Source organism: Hydrogenophaga sp. FW305-3-2-15-A-LB1, from assembly GCF_058787875.1.
Window position 1 is genome coordinate 1 of sequence record NZ_JBYTAE010000105.1, and the last position, 18217, is coordinate 18217.

Consider the following 18217-nt stretch of genomic DNA (forward strand, 5'->3'; position numbering starts at 1 on the left):
TCTGCGCAGCGGGGTAAAGGAGGAGGCGGCACCAGCCGCCGGGGGACACCCGCGGAGCAGAGCGCCCGGCGCTCCTGGGCCCGCGAAAGCAGGGCGCGCGAAACGCCCCGAAAGAGATCACATCAAGAGGTGCTCACCCGCGTTGTCCCCACCCAGGATCACGTAGTTGACCTTGCGGACATCCATCAGCTTGGTGCCACCGGCGTAGCTGATCGAGCTCTGCACGTCCTGCTCCATCTCCACCAGCGTGTCCGCCAGCGAGCCCTTGATCGGCTCCAGGATGCGCTTGCCCTCCACGTGCTTGTACTCGCCCTTGTTGAAATCGCTGGCCGAGCCGTAGTACTCCTTGTAGCGCACCCCGTCCTCTTCCACCGTCAAACCCGGCGACTCCTCATGGCCCGCGAACAGCGAACCGATCATCACCATCGACGCCCCGAAACGGATGCTCTTGGCAATGTCGCCATGGCTGCGGATACCGCCGTCGGCAATGATCGGCTTGGTCGCCACGCGCGCGCACCACTTCAGCGCCGACAACTGCCAGCCACCCGTGCCGAAACCCGTCTTCAGCTTGGTGATGCACACCTTGCCCGGGCCCACGCCCACCTTGGTCGCGTCCGCGCCCCAGTTCTCCAGGTCGATCACCGCCTCCGGCGTCGCCACGTTGCCCGCGATCACGAAGGACGCCGGCAGCTTCTCCTTCAGATAACGGATCATGTTCTTCACGCTGTCGGCATGGCCGTGCGCGATGTCGATCGTGATGTACTCCGGCACCAGGCCTTCGGCCACCAGCCGGTCCACCGTCGCGTAGTCGGGTGCCTTCACACCCAGCGAAATCGAGGCGAACACGCCCTCGGCGCGCATGTCGCGCACGAACTGCACGTTGTCCAGGTCGAACCGGTGCATCACGTAGAAGTAACCGTTCTTCGCCAGCCAGGTGCAGATCGGCACGTCCACCACCGTCTTCATGTTGGCTGGCACCACCGGCAGGCGGAACTTGCGCCCGCCCAGCTCCACGCCGGCGTCGCATTCCGAACGGCTCTCCACGCGGCACTTGCGCGGCAAAAGCAGGACGTTGTCGTAGTCGAAGATTTCCATTTTGAAACCAAGCTCCAGAAAGCTGTTGTTGAACAGGTGAGCGCTTGGTCTGGCCGGCTTCTCTGGCGATGAGCCAAAAAAAACCGGGCGCAAGAAGCTTGGGCCCGGTGCCCGATTGTAGACGCCCCGGAGAACCCGGGTCGGCCCGCCGGTGAAGCCCTTTTGTTATGAGGTGTATACGGATGCCGGTATGGCCCGCCGGAGGGCGGGCCGCTTCCTACAATCGACCCATGCTGTTCGAAGACCCCGTCGCCCCCTCCGCCTCCCCGCTGCTCGCGGGCCTCAATGCCGAGCAGTCGGCCGCCGTGCTGCTGCCAGCCGAGCACGCGCTCATCCTGGCGGGGGCGGGGTCGGGCAAGACGCGGGTGCTCACCACCCGCATCGCCTGGCTGCTGCAGAGCGGCCAGGTCTCGCCCGGGGGCATCCTGGCCGTGACCTTCACCAACAAGGCCGCCAAGGAAATGATGACGCGCCTCTCGGCCATGCTGCCCATCAACGTGCGCGGCATGTGGATCGGTACCTTCCACGGCCTGTGCAACCGCTTCCTGCGCGCCCACCACAAGCTGGCCAACCTGCCGGCCACCTTCCAGATCCTGGACACGCAGGACCAGCTCTCGGCCATCAAGCGGCTGTGCAAGCAGTTCAACGTGGACGACGAGCGCTACCCCCCGAAGCAGATCCAGTACTTCATCAGCGGCTGCAAGGAAGACGGCCAGCGCCCGCGCGACGTGCCCGCGCGCGGCGAGGAAACGCGCAAGAAGATCGAGCTGTACGCGCTCTACGAAGAGCAGTGCCAGCGCGAGGGCGTGGTGGACTTCGGCGAGCTCATGCTGCGCAGCTACGAGGTGCTGCGCGACAACGACCCGGTGCGCGAGCACTACCAGCGGCGCTTCCGCCACATCCTGATCGACGAGTTCCAGGACACCAACCGCCTGCAGTACGCCTGGATCAAGATGTTCAGCGCGCCGCCGCTCGAAGGCCTCACCTCCCCGGGCAACGCGGTGTTCGCCGTGGGCGACGACGACCAGAGCATCTACGCCTTCCGCGGCGCGCGCGTGGGCAACATGGCCGACTTCGTGCGCGAGTTCAATGTGCGCCACCAGATCAAGCTGGAGCAGAACTACCGCAGCGTGAGCAACATCCTGGACTCGGCCAACCAGCTCATCAGCCATAACACCCACCGCCTGGGCAAGAACCTGCGCACCGACGCGGGCGCGGGCGAGCCGGTGCGCGTGTTCGAGGCCACCAGCGATTTCGCCGAGGCGCAATGGATGGTGGACGAGATGAAGCAGCTCGCGCGCGAAGGCATGCCGCGCAGCGAGATGGCCGTGCTCTACCGCAGCAACGCGCAAAGCCGCGTGGTGGAGACCGCCTTGTTCAACGCCGCCGTGCCGTACCGCGTGTACGGTGGCCTGCGCTTCTTCGAGCGCGCCGAAATCAAGCACGCGCTGGCCTACCTGCGGCTGCTGGAGAACGCTCACGACGACACCAGCTTCCTGCGCGTGGTCAATTTCCCGCCGCGCGGCATCGGCGCGCGCAGCATCGAGCAACTGCAGGACGTGGCGCGCGCCTCGGGCTGTTCATTGCACGACGCGGTGAGTGCCGTCACCGGCCGTGCCGGCGTGGCCGTGAGCGCCTTCGTGGCCAAGCTCGACGTGATGCGCGAGCAGACCGAAGGGCGCACGCTGCGCGAGATCATCGAGCTGGTGCTGGCCCACAGCGGCCTGATCGAGCACTACCGGGGCGAGCGCGAAGGGCAGGACCGGGTGGAAAACCTGGAGGAACTGGTGAACGCGGCCGAGAGCTTCGTGAGCATCGAAGGCTTCGGCCGCGATGCCGTGGCCCTGCCGGTGGACGAGCTGGGCAAGCCCCTCACGCAGAGCCCGGTGAGCCAGGGACTGGACCCGAACCTGCCGGTGGTGGATGAACCCCTGGCGCCCGACGCCGAGACCGGCGAGACGCTCAGCCCGCTCGCGGCCTTTCTCACGCACGCCGCGCTGGAGTCCGGCGACAACCAGGCCCAGGCCGGGCAGGACGCGGTGCAGCTCATGACGGTGCACGCGGCCAAGGGCCTGGAGTTCGACTGCGTGTTCATCACCGGCATGGAAGAGGGCTTGTTCCCGCACGAGAACTCGATGAGCGACCGCGACGGCCTGGAGGAAGAGCGCCGCCTGATGTACGTGGCGATCACGCGCGCGCGCAAGCGCCTGTACCTCAGCCATTCGCAGACGCGCATGCTGCACGGCCAGACGCGCTACAACCTCAAGAGCCGCTTCTTCGACGAGCTGCCCGAGGAATGCCTGAAGTGGCTCACGCCGCCGCAGCCGGCCTGGTCCGCGCCCATGGGCGGCGGTGGTGGGGGTCAGTGGCAGAACGGGCGGCGCGGTTTCGGCGGCGCACCGGCCGCGCTCCAGCCTTCGTGGTCACCGGGCTTCAAGGAGCGCGGCGATCCCAAGGGCCTGGGTCAGACCGCGCCCGAGCCCGACCGGGGCACCGAGATCCGCGCCGGCCTGGCCGTGTTCCACAACAAGTTCGGCGAGGGCAAGGTGCTGGCGGTGGAGGGCGCGGGCGACGACGCGCGCGCGCAGGTGAACTTCACGCGCCACGGCACGAAGTGGCTGGCCCTCAGCGTGGCCAAGCTCACCCCGATCTGAACGTCGCTGTTCAGGTGCCGACCACGCCGCCGTCGTTCTTCGTGATCACGATGGTGGCGGAACGCGGGCGCTTGCCCGCGCCGTAGCCCGCGCTCGAAGGCCACTGGCTCTCGAACTTCGTCGGGTCGTTCACGTCGGCCATCTTGGTGTTCTCGCCTGCGTGCTGGATGTTCACGAAGATCGCGCGGCCGTCGGGCGTTTCGGTGATGCCGGTGATCTCCGCGCCCTTGGGGCCCACCAGGAAACGCTTGAGCGTGGCCGGGGTCTGCGCCTTGCCCACGTGCGTGGTCACTTGGCGGTCGCCATGGCTCAGGGTCTTGCGCGCGCCGTCGCCACGCTGGCCGGGCAGGGCGGCCAGCAGCATGCAGTTGGTCTTGTCGGTGTAGGCGCCGTCGTCGGTCTGGATCCAGCACACGCCCGTGGCCTTGCTGAACACCAAGCCGTCGGGCGAAGAGAGGTCGTTCTCGTCGCTCAGGTTGGAGAGGTTGATGGTCGACTTGTCGGCATCCGCTTCGGCCGCGAAGAGGTAGATGTCCCACTGGAAGGCCGCGTCCGCCGGGGCCTTCTCGGCCAGGCGCACGATGTGGCCGTTCACGTTGCCCTTCTGTTCCTTGCCGGCTTTCAGGTCGGTGTAGGCGCGCGGGTTCGCGGCATCGGCCGTGGCCGGGGTGCGGTTGCTGTTGTTGGTGAGGGTGATGTAGACCTCGCCGTTCTTCGGGTTCACGCCGGCCCACTCGGGACGGTCCATCTTGGTGGCGCCCACGGCGTCGGCCGCGAGGCGGGTGAAGATGGCCACGTCGGCCTCGTTCTTGAACTCGAAGTAGGAGCTGCCGGCGATCACCGGGTTGTCCATCGAGAGCTCCAGCCATTCGCCGCTGCCGTCGTCCTTGAAGCGCGCCACGAACAGCGTGCCCTTGTCGAGGTACTTGTCGCCGGCGGCCAGGCGGTTGGCGGGCTTGGCGTCGGCGGGGTCCCACTTGGCGGCCGAGACGAACTTGTAGATGTACTCGCCGCGCGAGTCGTCGCCCATGTAGGCCACCACCGGCTGGCCGGCGCTCACGCGCGCGAAGGTCGCGTTCTCGTGGCCCAGGCGGCCCAGCGCGGTGCGCTTGCGCAGCACGCTGGCCGGGTTGTAGGGGTCGAGTTCGACGATGTAGCCGAAGGTGTTCATCTCGTTGCGGAAGTCGTCCTTGGCGCTGGCGCCCACGGCGCCGTTGTTCCAGCGCGTGTAGGTGTCGCTGGCGCCGCCGCTTTCCCAGCCGTGGCGGCTGGCCGCGCCGGCCTTGCGGCCGTAGCGGTTGAGGGCCTGGACCTGCTTGTCCTTCTTGCGCGCGTCGTCGTCCTTGGCGTCGCGGAAGAAGTAGCCGAACCAGTTCTCTTCGCCCGAGATGTAGGTGCCCCAGGGCGTGCGGCCGGTGCCGCAGTTGTTGAGCGTGCCGCGCGCCTGCGTGCCGTCGGTGCTGAAGCGGGTCACCAGGTGTTCGCTGCCGCGCGCCGGGCCGTGGATGGCGACGGGCGTCAGGGTGGTCACGCGGCGGTTGAAGGTCGAGGCCTGCTTCGTGGCCCAGGCCTTGCCGTCGGTCTGCACCTCGACCACGGACAGGCCGTGGATCATGAGTTCCTTGTCGATCTCGGCCGCCGGGCGGGGCAGGGTGGCCGTGCCGCCGTTGGCGTGGATGAAGAAGGAGCTGAGCTTTTCGTCGGTGGTGGCTTCGTGGTTCATGGCCAGCAGGCCGCGCGAGGCGAAGCTGTCCGAGGGCTGGCCGGCCGCGTCCAGGCCGAACCATTCGATGCCGTCGTGGTGGTCACCGGCGCGCTGGCCGAAGTCGGTGTCGGTGCCGTCGTTCTTGAAGGCCGGGGTGCTGGCGGTGAGCGGGTCGCCCAGCGCGTAGATGACGCGCGCGGTGTAGCCCGGGGGCACGGTCACCTGGTCCGCCATGGTCTTGGCCACGGGGGTGAAGCCCAGGCTGTGCACCGGCGAGGCAGGGCCTGCGGTGGCGCAGCCGCTCAGGGCCGCCGCGCCGCCCAGGGCGGCGGTGCCCGCTGTGCCCACGCCGCCACGCAGCAGGCTGCGGCGGCTCAGGCGGGCCTGCAGCACGCTGTCGAAGGCGGGGTTGCTGCTGGTGTTGGAGTCTTCGTCGTTGAAGTGGTCGTGGGACATGGTGATTCTGATGGGGTGGGGGGGTACCGGCGCATCATGTGCAAGACGTGTGAAAATTCCGTGACAGCCATGAACACGACCACCCCCATCACCCTCTTTCACAACCCCGCCTGCGGGACTTCGCGCAACACGCTCGCCCTGATCCGCGAGCGCGGCCTGGAGCCGCAGGTCATCGAGTACCTCAAGACCCCGCCCAGCCGCCAGACCCTGAAGCAGCTCGCGGCGGCCACGGGCGGTTCGGTGCGCACCATCGTGCGCACCAAGGCCGCGCCTTACGAAGAACTCGGTCTGGCCGATCCGAAGTGGAGCGACGAGCAGTTGCTCGACTTCATGGAGCAGCATCCCATCCTGCTGAACCGGCCCATCGTGGTCACGCCGCTGGGCACGCGCGTGTGCCGCCCGGCCGAGACCGTGCTCGAGATCCTGCCGCCGGCCTGATCAGCCGGCAGCCGCCGCGCGCCGCAGCAGGGCTTCGCCCATGCGGATGCGGTGGCCCGTGTCCACGCCCTCGCACAGGGCGAAGCCCGGTGGCGTGAACACCAGGATGGTCGAACCGTGTTCGAACCAGCCCATCTCCTCGCCCTTGTCGTAGCGCGCGTCGCAGGGCAGCTCGTGCGGCCCCCGGTATTGCGCGTTGAGCGCCACGTCCACCGCGCGCAGCCGCATGCTGGCCACCAAGATGGCGGCCACCGGCACCAGCAGCAGCGGCGTGCCGTCGGCCAGGCGCGCGTGCAGCGCGGCGCGCTCGTTCTTGCAGAACAGGCGCTCGATGCGTTGGAGCGCGATGGGGTTCACGTTCCAGGTGTCGCCGCTGTGGTAGGTCACGTGCTCCAGCGCCAGCGCGGCGGGCGCGTGGAAGCGGTGGTACATGCTGGAGGTGAGTCGCAATGTGACGTAGCTGCCGCCGCGCAGCGTGTCGATCATGGCGCGCGCGCGCGGATCGGGGCCCAGCAGGTCGGTGAGCGGGTATGGGAAGCCCTTGGCCTGGAACACCTGGGCGCCCGGGTCGTCGCCGATGCGCCCGCAGGCGCCCACGATGGCGTCGCAGGGGCTGGCCAGCACCTCGGGGCGCGGGTCGACCGGCCGCAGGCCGGGCTTGAGTTCGCGCACGAAGCAGTCGTGCAGGCTGTGGAACGAGGTCTTCTTCGCCTCGCTCAGGTCGATGTCGGTGAAGGTGCGCCACACCGCCATGGAAGCGTCGCGCACCCAGGGGTGGCGGATGCGGCTGAACCAGCCCATGAAGCGCGTGAGCGCCGCGCGCGGCACGCGGTTGGTGAGCAGGAAGTTGATGTCTTCGTTGAGCGCGAGGCGCTGCAGCTGTCTTGAAAGATTCATACGTGCGTCATGTGGGAGACCTACAAACGACACACATCAACCGCCCTGGAGCGCTTGCCGCATGTCCTACCTTCCTTACGCCTTGCCCCTGGGTTCGCTGGTGCTGGCCCTGCCGTACCTGCGGCAGCGCCTGCAGCTTTCGCGGGCCAAACACCGCTCGCTGGCCGGCCATTCGCGCATGGCCAAGCGCCTGGCGACCTGGTTGCCCGGCTACGCCTACGACGAGGCGCGTTTCTTCGATTGCGATGGCGCGCCGGGCGACATCGCCAAGCTGCGCCGCGCCTCGTTCGACACGCTCGCCGCCGGCTTCGCCCAGCGCTACGAGAAGACCCTGGCGCTGAGCGCCGAAGCGCGCGAAGGCCTGGCCGACCTGCAGTTCACCGGCAGCTACCGCGTGCCCTTCCAGTTCAGCCCCATCGTGCGCGAGCGGCTCAAGGTGGGCGCCTTCGTGCAGTCCGCCGAGGGCAGCCACGTGACCGACCTGGATGGCAACCGCTTCATCGACCTCACGGGCTCCTACGGCGTCAACGTGTTCGGCGTGGACTTCTACAAGGCCTGCATGGCCGAGGGCGCGCGCATCGGCGAGTCGCTGGGCCCGGTGCTCGGCGCCTACCACCCCTGCGTGGCGGACAACATCGCGCGCCTGAAGGCGATCTCGGGCCAGGACCAGGTGTCGTTCCACATGTCGGGCACCGAGGCGGTGATGCAGGCCGTGCGGCTGGCCCGCTACCACACGCGGCGCAAGAACCTGGTGCGCTTCTGTGGCGCGTACCACGGCTGGTGGGAAGACGTGCAGCCCGGCCCCGGCAACCCGATGCCGCCGCGCGAGACCTACACCCTGAAGGACATGGACGAGAAAAGCCTGCAGGTGCTGCGCACGCGGCGCGACATCGCCTGCGTGCTGGTCAACCCGCTGCAGGCCCTGCACCCGAACCGCAACGCGCCCGGCGACTCCACCCTGGTGGACGGCAGCCGCAGCGCGGGCTACGACCGCGCGGCCTACACCGCGTGGCTGAAACAACTGCGCGAGGTCTGCACCGAGCGCGGCATCGTGCTGATCTTCGATGAGGTCTTCCTGGGCTTTCGCCTCGCGCCCGGTGGGGCGCAGGACTACTTCGGTGTGCGCGCCGACCTGGTCACCTACGGCAAGACGCTGGCCGGGGGCTACCCCGTGGGCGTGGTCTGCGGCCGGGCCGATCTGATGAAGCGCTTTCGGCCTGAGCGCCCGGCCGACGTGTGCTTCGCGCGCGGCACCTTCAACGCGCACCCCTACGTGATGGGTGGCATGAACGCCTTCCTGCGCCGCCTGCAGACGCCGGAGATCCAGGCCTTGTACGAGGACCAGGACACGAAGTGGGACGCGCGCGCGAAGCGCTTCAACGACACCATGGCCGCCGAGGGCTTCCCGGTGCGCGCGGCGAACCTGCAGAGCATCTGGACGCTCACCTACACCGAACCCGGTCGTTACCACTGGATGCTCCAGTACTTCCTGCGCTGGCATGGGCTGGCCTTGAGCTGGGTGGGCACGGGGCGGCTGATCTTCGGTTTGAACCTGCACGACGGCGACTTCGAGCAGGTGCTGCGGCGCTTCGTGGCCGCCGCGCGGGACATGCAGACCCAGGGTTGGTGGTGGCGTGCGCCGGAACTGACGCACAAGGCGATCCGGCGCCAGGTGCTGCGCGAGATGTGGCAGCACCTGGGGCGCTGAGGGCTCAGCTGCGCTGGGCGATGCCGGGGTCGATCAGCTGGCCGCGCATCAGGTACAGCGGCGCCTTGTAGTACAGCTTGATGTCGTGGAACGGGTCGGTGAGGATCTTGGTCATCCACACCAGGCCGGTCTTGACGTCGGCGATGAAGAACAGGTGCACGGTGCGGAACAGCAGGCCGCCCACGCCCAGCGCGAGCCACAGCGCGCCCACCTGGCGGATGAAGGACATGCCGTCCGCGTGCGGCTCGAACAGGCCGAACACGCCGGGGGCGGCCCACACCAGCAGCGGCGTGCCGGCCCACAGGGCCATCAGCACCACCTTGCGGCGCAGGTTGTAACCGACCTTGATCTCTTCCTTGTGTTCGTGCGTGGCCTGGTTCACGTGGTCGTAGCCCTTGGGCTCGAAGAAGAAATGGCCGGCCTGGCGGCTGGTCATGGACACGAGCCAGGCGATCAGCGCCGACAGCACGGGGTCGGTCCACAGCAGGGCATAAGCCACCACGAAGCTCATGGCGCTGATGAAGTGCAGCGTCTGGTTGATGCGGCTGTGGTGGTAGTAGCGGTGGTCGTCCCAGCGCTGGACTTCAAGGGTCTTGAAAAAATCGTTCACGGTGGCTCCAGAGGGTTGCTAGGGGTGGCGTCAAACGCCTGTCATGTTGGTTCGCGCGTGTGAAAACCCGGTGACAGCCGCGCGCTGTCATCAGACTGTTGCAATGCCCCGGGAAGATGGCCGCATGACCGAAGTGCACTCAGATCAGATCCTGGTGGAGGAATACCCGGCCAGCAGCCCCTCGATGCGCTTGTCGGTGGTGACCGAGACCTGGCCGCCCGAAATCAATGGCGTCTCGCTCACGCTTTCGAAGCTGGTGCAGGGCCTGTGCGCGCGCAACCACCAGGTGCAGCTGATCCGGCCGCGCCAGACGCGGGCGGACGAGGCGCTGCAGCACACCGGTTTCGAGGAGCTGCTGATGCGTGGCATGCCGATCCCGCGTTACCCCGAGCTCAAGCTCGGCCTGCCGGGCAAGCGCGCGCTGATCCAGGCCTGGACGCTCAAGCGGCCCGACCTGGTGCACATCGCCACCGAAGGGCCGCTGGGCTGGTCGGCGCTGCAGGCCGCGCGCCGCCTGCGCCTGCCGGTCACGTCCGACTTCCGCACCAACTTCCATGCCTACAGCCAGCACTACGGCGTGGGCTGGCTGCGCAAGCCCATCGTGGCCTACCTGCGCAAGTTCCACAACCTCACGCGGCTCACCATGGTGCCCACCCAGGCGCTGCGCGCCGAACTCATGGCAGGGGGCTTCAACAACGTGCAGGTGGTCGCGCGCGGCGTGGACACGCAGCTGTTCCGGCCCGACCGCCGCAGCGAGGCGTTGCGCGCGCAATGGGGCGCCACCGCCAACAGCCTGGTGCTGCTGGTCGTGGGGCGCCTGGCCGCCGAGAAGAACCTGGACATGGTGCTGCGCGCCTTCGAGGCGATGCAGGCGGCCCACCCCGATGTGAAGCTGGTCTTCGTGGGCGACGGGCCTTTGCGCGAGAGCCTGCGCCAGCGCTGTCCGCAGGCGGTGTTCGCGGGCATGCGGCGGCACGAGGAACTGGCCACGTACTACGCCTCGGCCGATCTCTTCCTGTTCCCCAGCGTCACCGAGACCTTCGGCAACGTGACCATCGAGGCCCTGGCCAGCGGGCTGCCCGTGCTGGCCTTCGACACCGCGGCCGCGGCCGACTGGGTGCGGCACGAGGCCAACGGCTGGCTGGTGCCGCTGGGCGACGACGAGGCCTACCCGGCCCTGGCCGCCGGCCTGGCGCGCGATCCCGCGCGCCTGGCGCAGGCCAGCACGCTCGCGTGCGCCCAGGTGGCGCAGCTCGACTGGCAGCAGATCGCGCTGCAGGTGGAGGCGCTGTTCCTGCAGACGCTGGGCACGCCGGCGAGCCCGGTGGTCGCCGCGCGTGGCCACACCTTGCCCGCCGTGTGAAGGCTTGATGACAACGCGTTTGCCGAAGCGCGTTGCTCGGTCATTGCGACAGTCACGGAAGGGTCATGTGGGACACACACACTGCGGATGCATTTTTTTGTAACCCCGGAGCGACCATGTCCCACCACGATCCCGAAGAAAACCTCAACGACTCCCCGAACGAACACTTCCAGCAGGTGCTGGAACGCGCCACGCTGTCCCGCCGCAACCTGATCCGCGGTGGCGTGGGCCTGGCCGCCGTCTCGTCCATTCCCTTCCTGGCCGCGTGTGGTGGCGGCAGCGATGCGCCCGCTCCGGCCCCTGCACCCGCTCCGGCCCCGGGCCTGGGCTTCACGGCCATCGACAAGAGCCTGCTCGACGACGTGATCCTGCCCGCCGGCTACACCTACAAGGTGGTGCACGCCACCGGTGACCGCCTGGTCTCCAGCATCCCGGCTTACACCAACCTCGGTACCGAGACCGACGAATGGACCATGCGCGTGGGCGACCACCACGACGGCATGGACCTGTTCTACGTCAACGGCAGCGGCAACTACTCGGCCACGGAGACCACGCGCGCGCTGCTCGTGATGAACCACGAGAGCTCGGCCGATGCGCACTTCTTCCACCCCAGCGGCCAGACCTCGGGCGGCGTGGCGGGCAAGAAGTTCAGCCAGTTCGACAGCTGGGACCTGGGCGTGCGGCCCGAGCTGGAAGTGCTCAAGGAAATCAACCACCATGGCGTGTCGGTGGTGGAAGTGGGCAAGAACGGCGCTGGCCAGTGGGAATACAAGCTGGACTCGCTCTACAACCGCCGCGTCACCGGCCAGTCGCTCATGCGCATCGACGGCCCGGCCGCGCACCTGGCGGCCATCAAGAGCTTCATGGTGACGGCCTACGACACCACCGGCGCCACCTCGCGCGGCACGCTGAACAACTGCGGCCACGGCAAGACGCCCTGGGGCACTTACCTGGCCTGTGAAGAAAACTGGGCTGCCTATTTCTTCATGCCCGGCGGCTCGGTGGACGTGGACGCCAAGACCAAGGCCTCGCGCCTGCGTTATGGCGTGATGCGCGCGCCCAATGCCGGCGCCACCGCCGGCTCGCAAGGCTGGTCCAACACCGCCACGGCCGCCACCGACAACCGCTTCGGCCGCTGGGACGTGTCGGCACCCGGCGCCACCGCCGCGCAGGACTTCCGCAACGAGCCCAACACCTTCGGCTACATCGTCGAGATCGACCCGCTGACCAGCGGCACGCCCGCCAAGCGCGTGGCCCTGGGCCGCTTCGCGCACGAGGCCGCGGTCTGCGGCATTCCGGTGGTCGGCCAGCCGCTGGCCTTCTACATGGGCTGCGATTCGCGCAACGAGTACATCTACAAGTTCGTCTCCGCCGCCGTGTGGCGCGCCTCTGACGTGGGCGGTGGCATGGCCGCCGGTGACCGCTACCTCAACGAAGGCAAGCTGTACGTCGCGAAGTTCAACGACAACGGCAGCGGCGAGTGGATCGAGCTCAACATCGCCAACCCGCTGATCAGCGGCTACGCCACCTACGTCTTCGCCAACCAGGCCGACGTGCTGATCAACGCGCGCCACGCCGCCGACGCCGTCGGCGCCACCAAGATGGACCGCCCGGAGTGGGGCGCGGTGAACCCGGCCAATGGCGAGATCTACTTCACCATGACCAACAGCAACGCGGCCAGCCGCCCGGTGACCGGCACCAACGGCGCCAACCCGCGCTCGTACGCCGACAACGACGGCCGCGCACAGACCGGCAACCCCAACGGCCACATCGTGCGCTTCAAGGAAACCGCCGGCGCGTCCTCGGCCACCTCCTTCAAGTGGGACATCTTCCTGTTCGGCGCGGAAGCCGATGCGGGCGCGAACATCAACCTCTCGGGCCTGACCGCGAAGAACGACTTCTCGTCGCCCGACGGCCTGTGGTTCAGCAAGGCCACCGGCATCTGCTGGATCCAGACCGACGACGGCGCCTACACCGACCAGAGCAACTGCATGCTGCTGGCCGCGATTCCGGGCGCGGTGGGCGATGGCAGTGCGATCACGGTGAACAACAGCCTGGGCGGTGTCAACGGCACGCAGAACACCTTCATCGGCGCCGCGCTGGGGGAGGCCAAGCTGCGCCGCTTCATGGTCTCGCCCAAGGGCGCGGAAGTCACGGGCATCACCGAATCGGCCGACGGCCGCGCGATCTTCGTGAACATCCAGCACCCGGGCGAGAACACGCCCGCGCTGGGCGCCGGTCCGTTCGCTTTCCAGAGCCAGTGGCCGGGCAACTCGCCCAGCGCGCCTTACGGCCCGCTGGGCCGCCCGCGTTCGGCCACCATCGTCATCACCCGCACCGACGGCGGCGTGATCGGCCAGTGACGCCTTCGGGCGACTGAAGAAAAAAGCCCGGCTCTGCCGGGCTTTTTTGTGCGTCAGCGGCGAGCCAGCCACGCCTCCAGCGGCCATCGCCGGTGGCCGCTGAGCCGGGCCGCCGCCAGGGCCAGCAGCCACAGGCCCAGGCAGCCCAGCACGGTCTGCAGCGTCGTGGGCGCCAGCGCCCAGCCCGCGCCCGAGAGCAGCACCAGGCAAAGGGCGCTGTGGCCCACATACAGCGTGAGGGTGCGCTGCCCGAGCGGGGCGAGCCAGCCGCACCAGCGCGCCCGGCCGCCATCGGACGCCAGGACCATGACCGCGAGGTAGCAGGCCGCCACGGGCAGCGCGATCAGGTCGCCGAGCGCCTCGATCCAGGGGTTGATGTCCGTCGCCGCGTCGTGCGCCGCCCAGGCCCAGCCATAGGCGATGCTCAGCACGAGCAAGGGCGGGCCGGCCAGCCGCAGCCCGCGCCGCCACAGCGGCCGCCATCGGCGGTGGGTCAGCAGCCGCAGGCGCGCCGCGGCCACCCCACCCACCATGCACAGGTACATCACCGGCCCACCGACGATCAGGGCCACGATCTGGATCGCCGCGTAGAAGCCGGCGTTGAGCTGGAAGAAGGCCCAGGCGCCCTGGACGGTCGAGAGCGAGAGCGTGTCCGCCCGGGCCGGGCTGTCGGCGGCCACCAGGATGAACCCCAGCAACACCAGCTTGGCCAGCACCGCCCAGCCCAGTGCGCGCCAGAGGTGGCGGCGGAACGCGCCCCAGGGCGGGTGCAGTCGGCGCAGCAACGGCCGGCCAGCCAGCGCGTAGAGCGTGAGGATGTCGCCGAAGTAGAGGAACGCGCCGTGGAAGATGCCCAGCTGCAGCAGGCGGCGCTGGCGCCGCTGGCCGCGCTGCAGGGCTTGGGGCCGGGGGCGGTCGCGGGCGGCGAGCCAGAGCGCCATGCCGAAGACGAAGGCCAGCGTGGTGTAGCCCTTGCCTTGCAGCACGGCGGCCACGAGGCCCTGGGTCACCGAGGCCCAGGCGCTGTCGGGCGGGGTGCGAAAGCCCAGGGTCGGCCCCCAGGGCGCGGAGGCGTAGCCGATGGCATTGACCACCAGCACCGAGATCAGGGCGAGGGCGCGCAGGGCGTCCGGCAGCGTCTCCCGGGGGCGTTGGAGGTTGTGTGGGGCCATGGCTCAGGCCCCGTCGACCGGCATCTGCGTGCCGGTCTTGAGCCGGCCCATGGTGACCAGGGTCTTGAAGCGCTTCACGTTGTGGTTCTCGAAGAACAGCTCTCGCGTGAGCTCGGTGTAGTGGCCCATGTCGCGCACCGCGAAGATCAGCACGAAATCGCATTCACCGGCGACGTAGTAACACTGCTGGATGAAGGGGCAGCGCAGGAAGGCCTGCTTCATGGCGTCCAGCAGGTCCATGCGCTCGTTCTCCACCTGCACCTCCACCACGATGGTGAGCGGGTAGCCCAGGGCCTCGGGCCGCACCTGCGCGGCAAAACGCTCGATCACGCCCTGCTCGGTCAGGCGCTTGATGCGGCGGTTCACCGCGGCGGCGGACAGGTGCACGCGCGCGCCCAGCTCGGCCTGCGGCATCCGGCAGTCTTCCTGAAGCAGGGCGATGAGTTGGCGGTCGAAGGCGTCCAGCGGGGCGGGGGCGGTCATGGCGGTGCGTCCAGCTTGCAATAACGTTGCGTTGAAGATGGGAATTATCGAATCTGAATGCGCTGAATGGAAATAGCATTTCGTGTTCCAGCCGATACCGCTTTGTTCCGATGACCTCCTCCTCCAGTCCCGCCGACACGGCATCCGGCGTCGCCTACTCCCTCACCGCCTCGGTCCTGTTCGCGCTGATGTACTTCCACGCCACGCTGCTCGCGCCGCTGGGCGGTGCCGGCATCTACGGTTGGCGCATCCTGCTGACCGCGCCTTTCCTGGGCGCCTTCATCCTGCTGTCGCGGCGAGGCGCGGAGATCACCGAGCTCTGGCAACGCCTGCGCGAGCGCCCGGTGCTCTGGCTGGCCATGCTGCTGTCGTCCGCGCTGCTGGGCGTGCAGCTGTGGCTGTTCATGTGGGCGCCCATCAACGGCCATGGGCTGGACGTGTCGCTGGGCTATTTCCTGCTGCCGCTGACCCTGGTGCTCACCGGTCGCGTGTGTTTCGGCGAGCGCATCACGCGCTGGCAGCTGGTGGCCTGCGCGCTGGCCGCGCTGGGGGTGGTGAACGAGCTGCTGTACGCGCCCCGGGTGTCCTGGCCGGCCTTCGTGGTGGCGCTGGGCTACCCCTGCTATTTCGCGCTGCGGCGCGTGCTGCGCACCAACCACCTGGGCGGCATGTGGTTCGACATGGTGCTGAGCCTGCCGGTGGGGCTGTGGTTCATCGCCGCGCCGCTGCCCGAGGGCGCGGGCGCGCTGCGGCACCCGGTGCTGGGCATCCTCGTGCTGGGCGTGCTCAGCGCGGTGGCGCTGGCCTTCATGATCACGGCCAACCAGCGCCTCAAGCTGGGCCTGTTCGGCCTGCTGAGCTATGTGGAGCCGGCGCTGCTGGTGGTGGTGTCGCTGCTGCTGGGCGAGCGCATCGCGCAGAGCCAGTGGCTCACCTACGGCAGCATCTGGGCCGCGATCGGGCTGCTGGCCTGCGAAGGCCTGCTGAGCCTGCGCGCCCTCAGGCCGCAGGCCCTTCCTCGGTGACGAAGCTGTCGCGCACGGTGAACCAGATCGAGGTGTGGAACATGGCCGCCAGCAGCAGCACCATGGGGTAGATCACCAGGTTGAGCAGAGCGGTGCCGCCCAGCAGCACGGCCAGCAGGTTCATCACCACGCCGGCCATCATGATCACGGCCATCCAGCCCAGGCCGTAGAGCAGCATGGCGCCCTTGTTGGCCCAGCAGGCCATCAGGCTGAAGAACAGGCTCTTGAGCGGCGTCACCTTGTGCCAGTGCACCAGCGCGGGCGCGTGCCAGAAGGCCATGACCACCGGCACGTACAGCACCAGCGCGGCCCACAGGCCCGGGTTGTTGAACATGGCGCGCACCCGCTCGGGCGTGACCTCGCCATCGGGCAACTCCACCGCCGGCGCCACGTCGGGCGCGAACAGCGCGCCCACGCCGAACACCAGCATCAGGGCGGCGGCGTACATCGCGCCCAGGATGAGCATGGACCGGGTGTTCGCCGGCCCGGCGCGAAAGGCCGTCACCATGGTGGTCGGCATCGGGAAGCGGCCCTGCTGGGCCTCGCGGCTGGCGGCCATGAGGCCCAGCGTGGCCGCCGGCACCAGCGCGAGCGAGAGCAGGGTGCCGATGACCGGCACCAGCGACAGCACCGAGACCGTGGCCATGAACATGAAGAACAGGCCCGCCATCGCCAGCGGCTGGCGGAAGAAGGTCTGCGCCCCGAGCTTGACCCATTGGAAGCCGGTGCGGGCGGGAACGATGTGGAGTTTCATGCAGGGGGCGGGCTCAGGCGGACTGCAGCGCGTCGTCGCGCACCAGGGCCGCCAGGGCGGGGGTGTCGCGCACCCGGGCGCGCAGCACGCGCTCGAAGTGGCCGGGGTCGTGGGGCTGCAGCAGCGCCGCTTCGCGCGGCAGGTGCAGGTCCCACAGGCGGGAGATCCAGAAGCGCATGGCGCCCGCGCGCAGCAGCGCGGGCAGCAGGCTGCGCTCGGCCGCCGTGAGGGGGCGCACCGCCTGGTAGGCCGCGAGCAGGGCGAGCGAGCGCGGCGTGTCCAGCGAGCCGTCGTGGTCCTCGTCGTGCAGCACGCACCAGTCGTTGAGGCAGACGGCGATGTCGAACAGGAAGGTGTCGCAGCCGGCGAAATAGAAGTCGAAGATGCCGGTGAGCACACCGTCCTCGAACAGGGCGTTGTCGCGGAACAGGTCGGCGTGCACCGGGCCGCGCGGCAGGGCCGCGTAGGCGGGGCCCTGGGCCACGTGGTTCTGGTAGGCCAGTTCCGAGCGCAGCAGATCGGCCTGGCTGGGGGTGAGGAAGGGCAGCACCACCGGCGCCGTCTCGTTCCACCAGGGCAGGCCACGCAGGTTGGGCTGGCTCATGGAGAACTCGCGCCCGGCCAGGTGCATGCGCGCGAGCATGGCGCCCACCGCCTCGCATTGCGCCACGCCGGGGGCCAGATCGCTCTTGCCGCGCAGCCTGGCCACCACGGCGGCCGGCTTGCCCTGCACCTTGAGCAGGATCTCGCCCTGGGCGTTGGCCGCCGGCGCGGGCACCGGAATGCCGCGCTCGGCGAGGAACTTCATGAGGTGCAGGTAGAACGGCAACTGCTCGAAGCCCAGGCGCTCGAACACGGTGAACACATGCTCCAGCGTGGCGCCGTCGCGCTCGCTGGTCACGAAATAGTTGGTGTTTTCAATGCCGCCCTGGATGCCCTTGAGGTCCGTGAGGTCGCCCAGTTGGAGGGTGTGCAGGAGGGCAGCGGCTTCGTCGAACGCGACTTCGGTGTAAACGGCCATGTGGCGGGAACGCTCAGAAATTCAGGATGCGCCAGCTGCTGCGCCCGGCGCTGCCGGTGCGCTTGCCGCTGTCGCCCGCGCCGGTCTGGCCGTTGTCGGGCTGGATCTGGTAGGCTGGGGCGCCGTTCTTGGGCTGCACCTCGATGCTCTGCGTCTGGCCGCCCACGCGCAGCTCGTCGATGCGGGTGAGTTTGTCCTCGTGCGTGATGCGCTCGATGTTGTCGCGCGGCGAGGCGGGCTCGCGCGGGGTTTCCGCCGGGGCCACCTGGGCCAGGGCAGGCAGGGCAATGCACAGGCCGGCCACGAGGGCGGCAAGGGGATGGCGGTGGATCGGGTTCATGCGGCATTGTAGGCAAGCCGGGCCGGGTGCGCTGCCGGCAGGGGGAAGCCGGTTACCGCCGGATACGGGCCGCGGACCGGCGGGGCGGGGCGCGATCTCCGCCACAATCGCCCCATGCCCGACGCCCAAACCC

15 protein-coding genes are annotated in these 18217 nt (G+C 68.8%); 6 read left to right on the forward strand and 9 right to left on the reverse strand.

The genetic code is table 11. The features are described from left to right. Positions 1-117 precede the first annotated feature (117 nt). A complete protein-coding gene (locus AC3WPZ_RS24950) occupies positions 118-1095 on the reverse strand; it encodes a GMP reductase (RefSeq protein ID WP_382159653.1) in 978 nt (325 codons plus the stop codon). A gap of 230 nt (positions 1096-1325) precedes the next feature. On the opposite strand from AC3WPZ_RS24950, the gene AC3WPZ_RS24955 reads away from it, so the two are divergent. Next, positions 1326-3749, forward strand: coding sequence for a UvrD-helicase domain-containing protein (locus tag AC3WPZ_RS24955; protein WP_492442104.1), 2424 nt, complete (start codon positions 1326-1328; stop codon positions 3747-3749). A 10-nt stretch (positions 3750-3759) separates the two neighbouring features. On the opposite strand, the gene AC3WPZ_RS24960 is transcribed toward AC3WPZ_RS24955, so the two are convergent. Further along, a complete protein-coding gene (locus tag AC3WPZ_RS24960) occupies positions 3760-5910 on the reverse strand; it encodes a PhoX family protein (protein ID WP_382323732.1) in 2151 nt (716 codons plus the stop codon). Positions 5911-5979: 69 nt separating this feature from the next. Here AC3WPZ_RS24960 and arsC point away from each other — a divergent pair, with 69 nt between their 5' ends. After that, positions 5980-6348, forward strand: coding sequence for an arsenate reductase (glutaredoxin) (arsC, locus tag AC3WPZ_RS24965; protein WP_382323733.1), 369 nt, complete (start codon positions 5980-5982; stop codon positions 6346-6348). Here the strand turns inward: arsC and asd are convergent, their stop codons facing one another. Further along, entirely contained in the window at positions 6349-7245 is an 897-nt protein-coding gene (asd, locus tag AC3WPZ_RS24970) for an archaetidylserine decarboxylase (protein ID WP_492442106.1), read from the reverse strand. It lies immediately after the preceding gene. A 61-nt stretch (positions 7246-7306) separates the two neighbouring features. On the opposite strand from asd, the gene AC3WPZ_RS24975 reads away from it, so the two are divergent. Further along, complete coding sequence (locus AC3WPZ_RS24975; RefSeq protein ID WP_492442108.1) at positions 7307-8953, forward strand: aminotransferase class III-fold pyridoxal phosphate-dependent enzyme; 1647 nt, start codon at positions 7307-7309, stop codon at positions 8951-8953. 4 nt (positions 8954-8957) lie between these two features. On the opposite strand, the gene AC3WPZ_RS24980 is transcribed toward AC3WPZ_RS24975, so the two are convergent. Further along, entirely contained in the window at positions 8958-9563 is a 606-nt protein-coding gene (locus AC3WPZ_RS24980; protein ID WP_492442110.1) for a DUF962 domain-containing protein, read from the reverse strand. Between the two features lie 124 nt (positions 9564-9687). Between AC3WPZ_RS24980 and AC3WPZ_RS24985 the strand changes: the two genes are divergently transcribed. Both AC3WPZ_RS24985 and AC3WPZ_RS24990 read left to right on the forward strand, forming a co-directional pair. Next, positions 9688-10926: a glycosyltransferase family 4 protein gene (locus AC3WPZ_RS24985; RefSeq protein WP_382159633.1), complete on the forward strand. Its 1239-nt coding sequence runs from the start codon at positions 9688-9690 to the stop codon at positions 10924-10926. A gap of 116 nt (positions 10927-11042) precedes the next feature. Then, positions 11043-13289 (forward strand): PhoX family protein, encoded by a 2247-nt coding sequence (locus AC3WPZ_RS24990; protein ID WP_382159630.1) that lies wholly within the window; start codon positions 11043-11045, stop codon positions 13287-13289. Positions 13290-13342: 53 nt separating this feature from the next. Here the strand turns inward: AC3WPZ_RS24990 and AC3WPZ_RS24995 are convergent, their stop codons facing one another. Both AC3WPZ_RS24995 and AC3WPZ_RS25000 read right to left on the reverse strand, forming a co-directional pair. Then, positions 13343-14461 carry a DUF418 domain-containing protein gene (locus tag AC3WPZ_RS24995; RefSeq protein WP_492442113.1) on the reverse strand — a complete coding sequence of 373 codons (1119 nt, stop codon included), beginning with the start codon at positions 14459-14461 and terminating at the stop codon, positions 13343-13345. Between the two features lie 3 nt (positions 14462-14464). Then, on the reverse strand, positions 14465-14944 hold the full coding sequence (locus AC3WPZ_RS25000) for an Lrp/AsnC family transcriptional regulator (RefSeq protein ID WP_382159624.1): 480 nt from the start codon (positions 14942-14944) through the stop codon (positions 14465-14467). Positions 14945-15054: 110 nt separating this feature from the next. On the opposite strand from AC3WPZ_RS25000, the gene rarD reads away from it, so the two are divergent. Next, positions 15055-15969, forward strand: a complete 915-nt coding sequence (rarD, locus tag AC3WPZ_RS25005) for an EamA family transporter RarD (RefSeq protein WP_382323738.1) — start codon at positions 15055-15057, stop codon at positions 15967-15969. On the opposite strand, the gene AC3WPZ_RS25010 is transcribed toward rarD, so the two are convergent. Genes AC3WPZ_RS25010 through AC3WPZ_RS25020 form a run of 3 tightly spaced genes read right to left on the reverse strand, consistent with a single transcriptional unit; the run spans position 15944 to position 18084 of the window. Then, positions 15944-16723 carry a BPSS1780 family membrane protein gene (locus AC3WPZ_RS25010; RefSeq protein WP_382323739.1) on the reverse strand — a complete coding sequence of 260 codons (780 nt, stop codon included), beginning with the start codon at positions 16721-16723 and terminating at the stop codon, positions 15944-15946. The two genes, rarD and AC3WPZ_RS25010, sit on opposite strands and share 26 nt — an antisense overlap. Before the next feature lie 13 nt (positions 16724-16736). After that, a complete protein-coding gene (locus AC3WPZ_RS25015) occupies positions 16737-17744 on the reverse strand; it encodes a homoserine kinase (protein WP_492442115.1) in 1008 nt (335 codons plus the stop codon). Positions 17745-17757: 13 nt separating this feature from the next. Beyond that, a complete protein-coding gene (locus tag AC3WPZ_RS25020) occupies positions 17758-18084 on the reverse strand; it encodes a hypothetical protein (protein WP_382159612.1) in 327 nt (108 codons plus the stop codon). Between the last annotated feature and the right edge of the window lie 133 nt (positions 18085-18217).

What these genes read in the sequence shown, in the direction of transcription:
- AC3WPZ_RS24950 (WP_382159653.1), bottom strand. Translation starts at nt 1,095, where the DNA reads ATGGAAATCTTCGACTACGACAACGTCCTGCTTTTGCCGCGCAAGTGC.
- AC3WPZ_RS24955 (WP_492442104.1), top strand. Translation starts at nt 1,326, where the DNA reads ATGCTGTTCGAAGACCCCGTCGCCCCCTCCGCCTCCCCGCTGCTCGCG.
- AC3WPZ_RS24960 (WP_382323732.1), bottom strand. Translation starts at nt 5,910, where the DNA reads ATGTCCCACGACCACTTCAACGACGAAGACTCCAACACCAGCAGCAAC.
- arsC (WP_382323733.1), top strand. Translation starts at nt 5,980, where the DNA reads ATGAACACGACCACCCCCATCACCCTCTTTCACAACCCCGCCTGCGGG.
- asd (WP_492442106.1), bottom strand. Translation starts at nt 7,245, where the DNA reads ATGAATCTTTCAAGACAGCTGCAGCGCCTCGCGCTCAACGAAGACATC.
- AC3WPZ_RS24975 (WP_492442108.1), top strand. Translation starts at nt 7,307, where the DNA reads ATGTCCTACCTTCCTTACGCCTTGCCCCTGGGTTCGCTGGTGCTGGCC.
- AC3WPZ_RS24985 (WP_382159633.1), top strand. Translation starts at nt 9,688, where the DNA reads ATGACCGAAGTGCACTCAGATCAGATCCTGGTGGAGGAATACCCGGCC.
- AC3WPZ_RS24990 (WP_382159630.1), top strand. Translation starts at nt 11,043, where the DNA reads ATGTCCCACCACGATCCCGAAGAAAACCTCAACGACTCCCCGAACGAA.
- AC3WPZ_RS24995 (WP_492442113.1), bottom strand. Translation starts at nt 14,461, where the DNA reads ATGGCCCCACACAACCTCCAACGCCCCCGGGAGACGCTGCCGGACGCC.
- AC3WPZ_RS25000 (WP_382159624.1), bottom strand. Translation starts at nt 14,944, where the DNA reads ATGACCGCCCCCGCCCCGCTGGACGCCTTCGACCGCCAACTCATCGCC.
- rarD (WP_382323738.1), top strand. Translation starts at nt 15,055, where the DNA reads ATGACCTCCTCCTCCAGTCCCGCCGACACGGCATCCGGCGTCGCCTAC.
- AC3WPZ_RS25010 (WP_382323739.1), bottom strand. Translation starts at nt 16,723, where the DNA reads ATGAAACTCCACATCGTTCCCGCCCGCACCGGCTTCCAATGGGTCAAG.
- AC3WPZ_RS25015 (WP_492442115.1), bottom strand. Translation starts at nt 17,744, where the DNA reads ATGGCCGTTTACACCGAAGTCGCGTTCGACGAAGCCGCTGCCCTCCTG.
- AC3WPZ_RS25020 (WP_382159612.1), bottom strand. Translation starts at nt 18,084, where the DNA reads ATGAACCCGATCCACCGCCATCCCCTTGCCGCCCTCGTGGCCGGCCTG.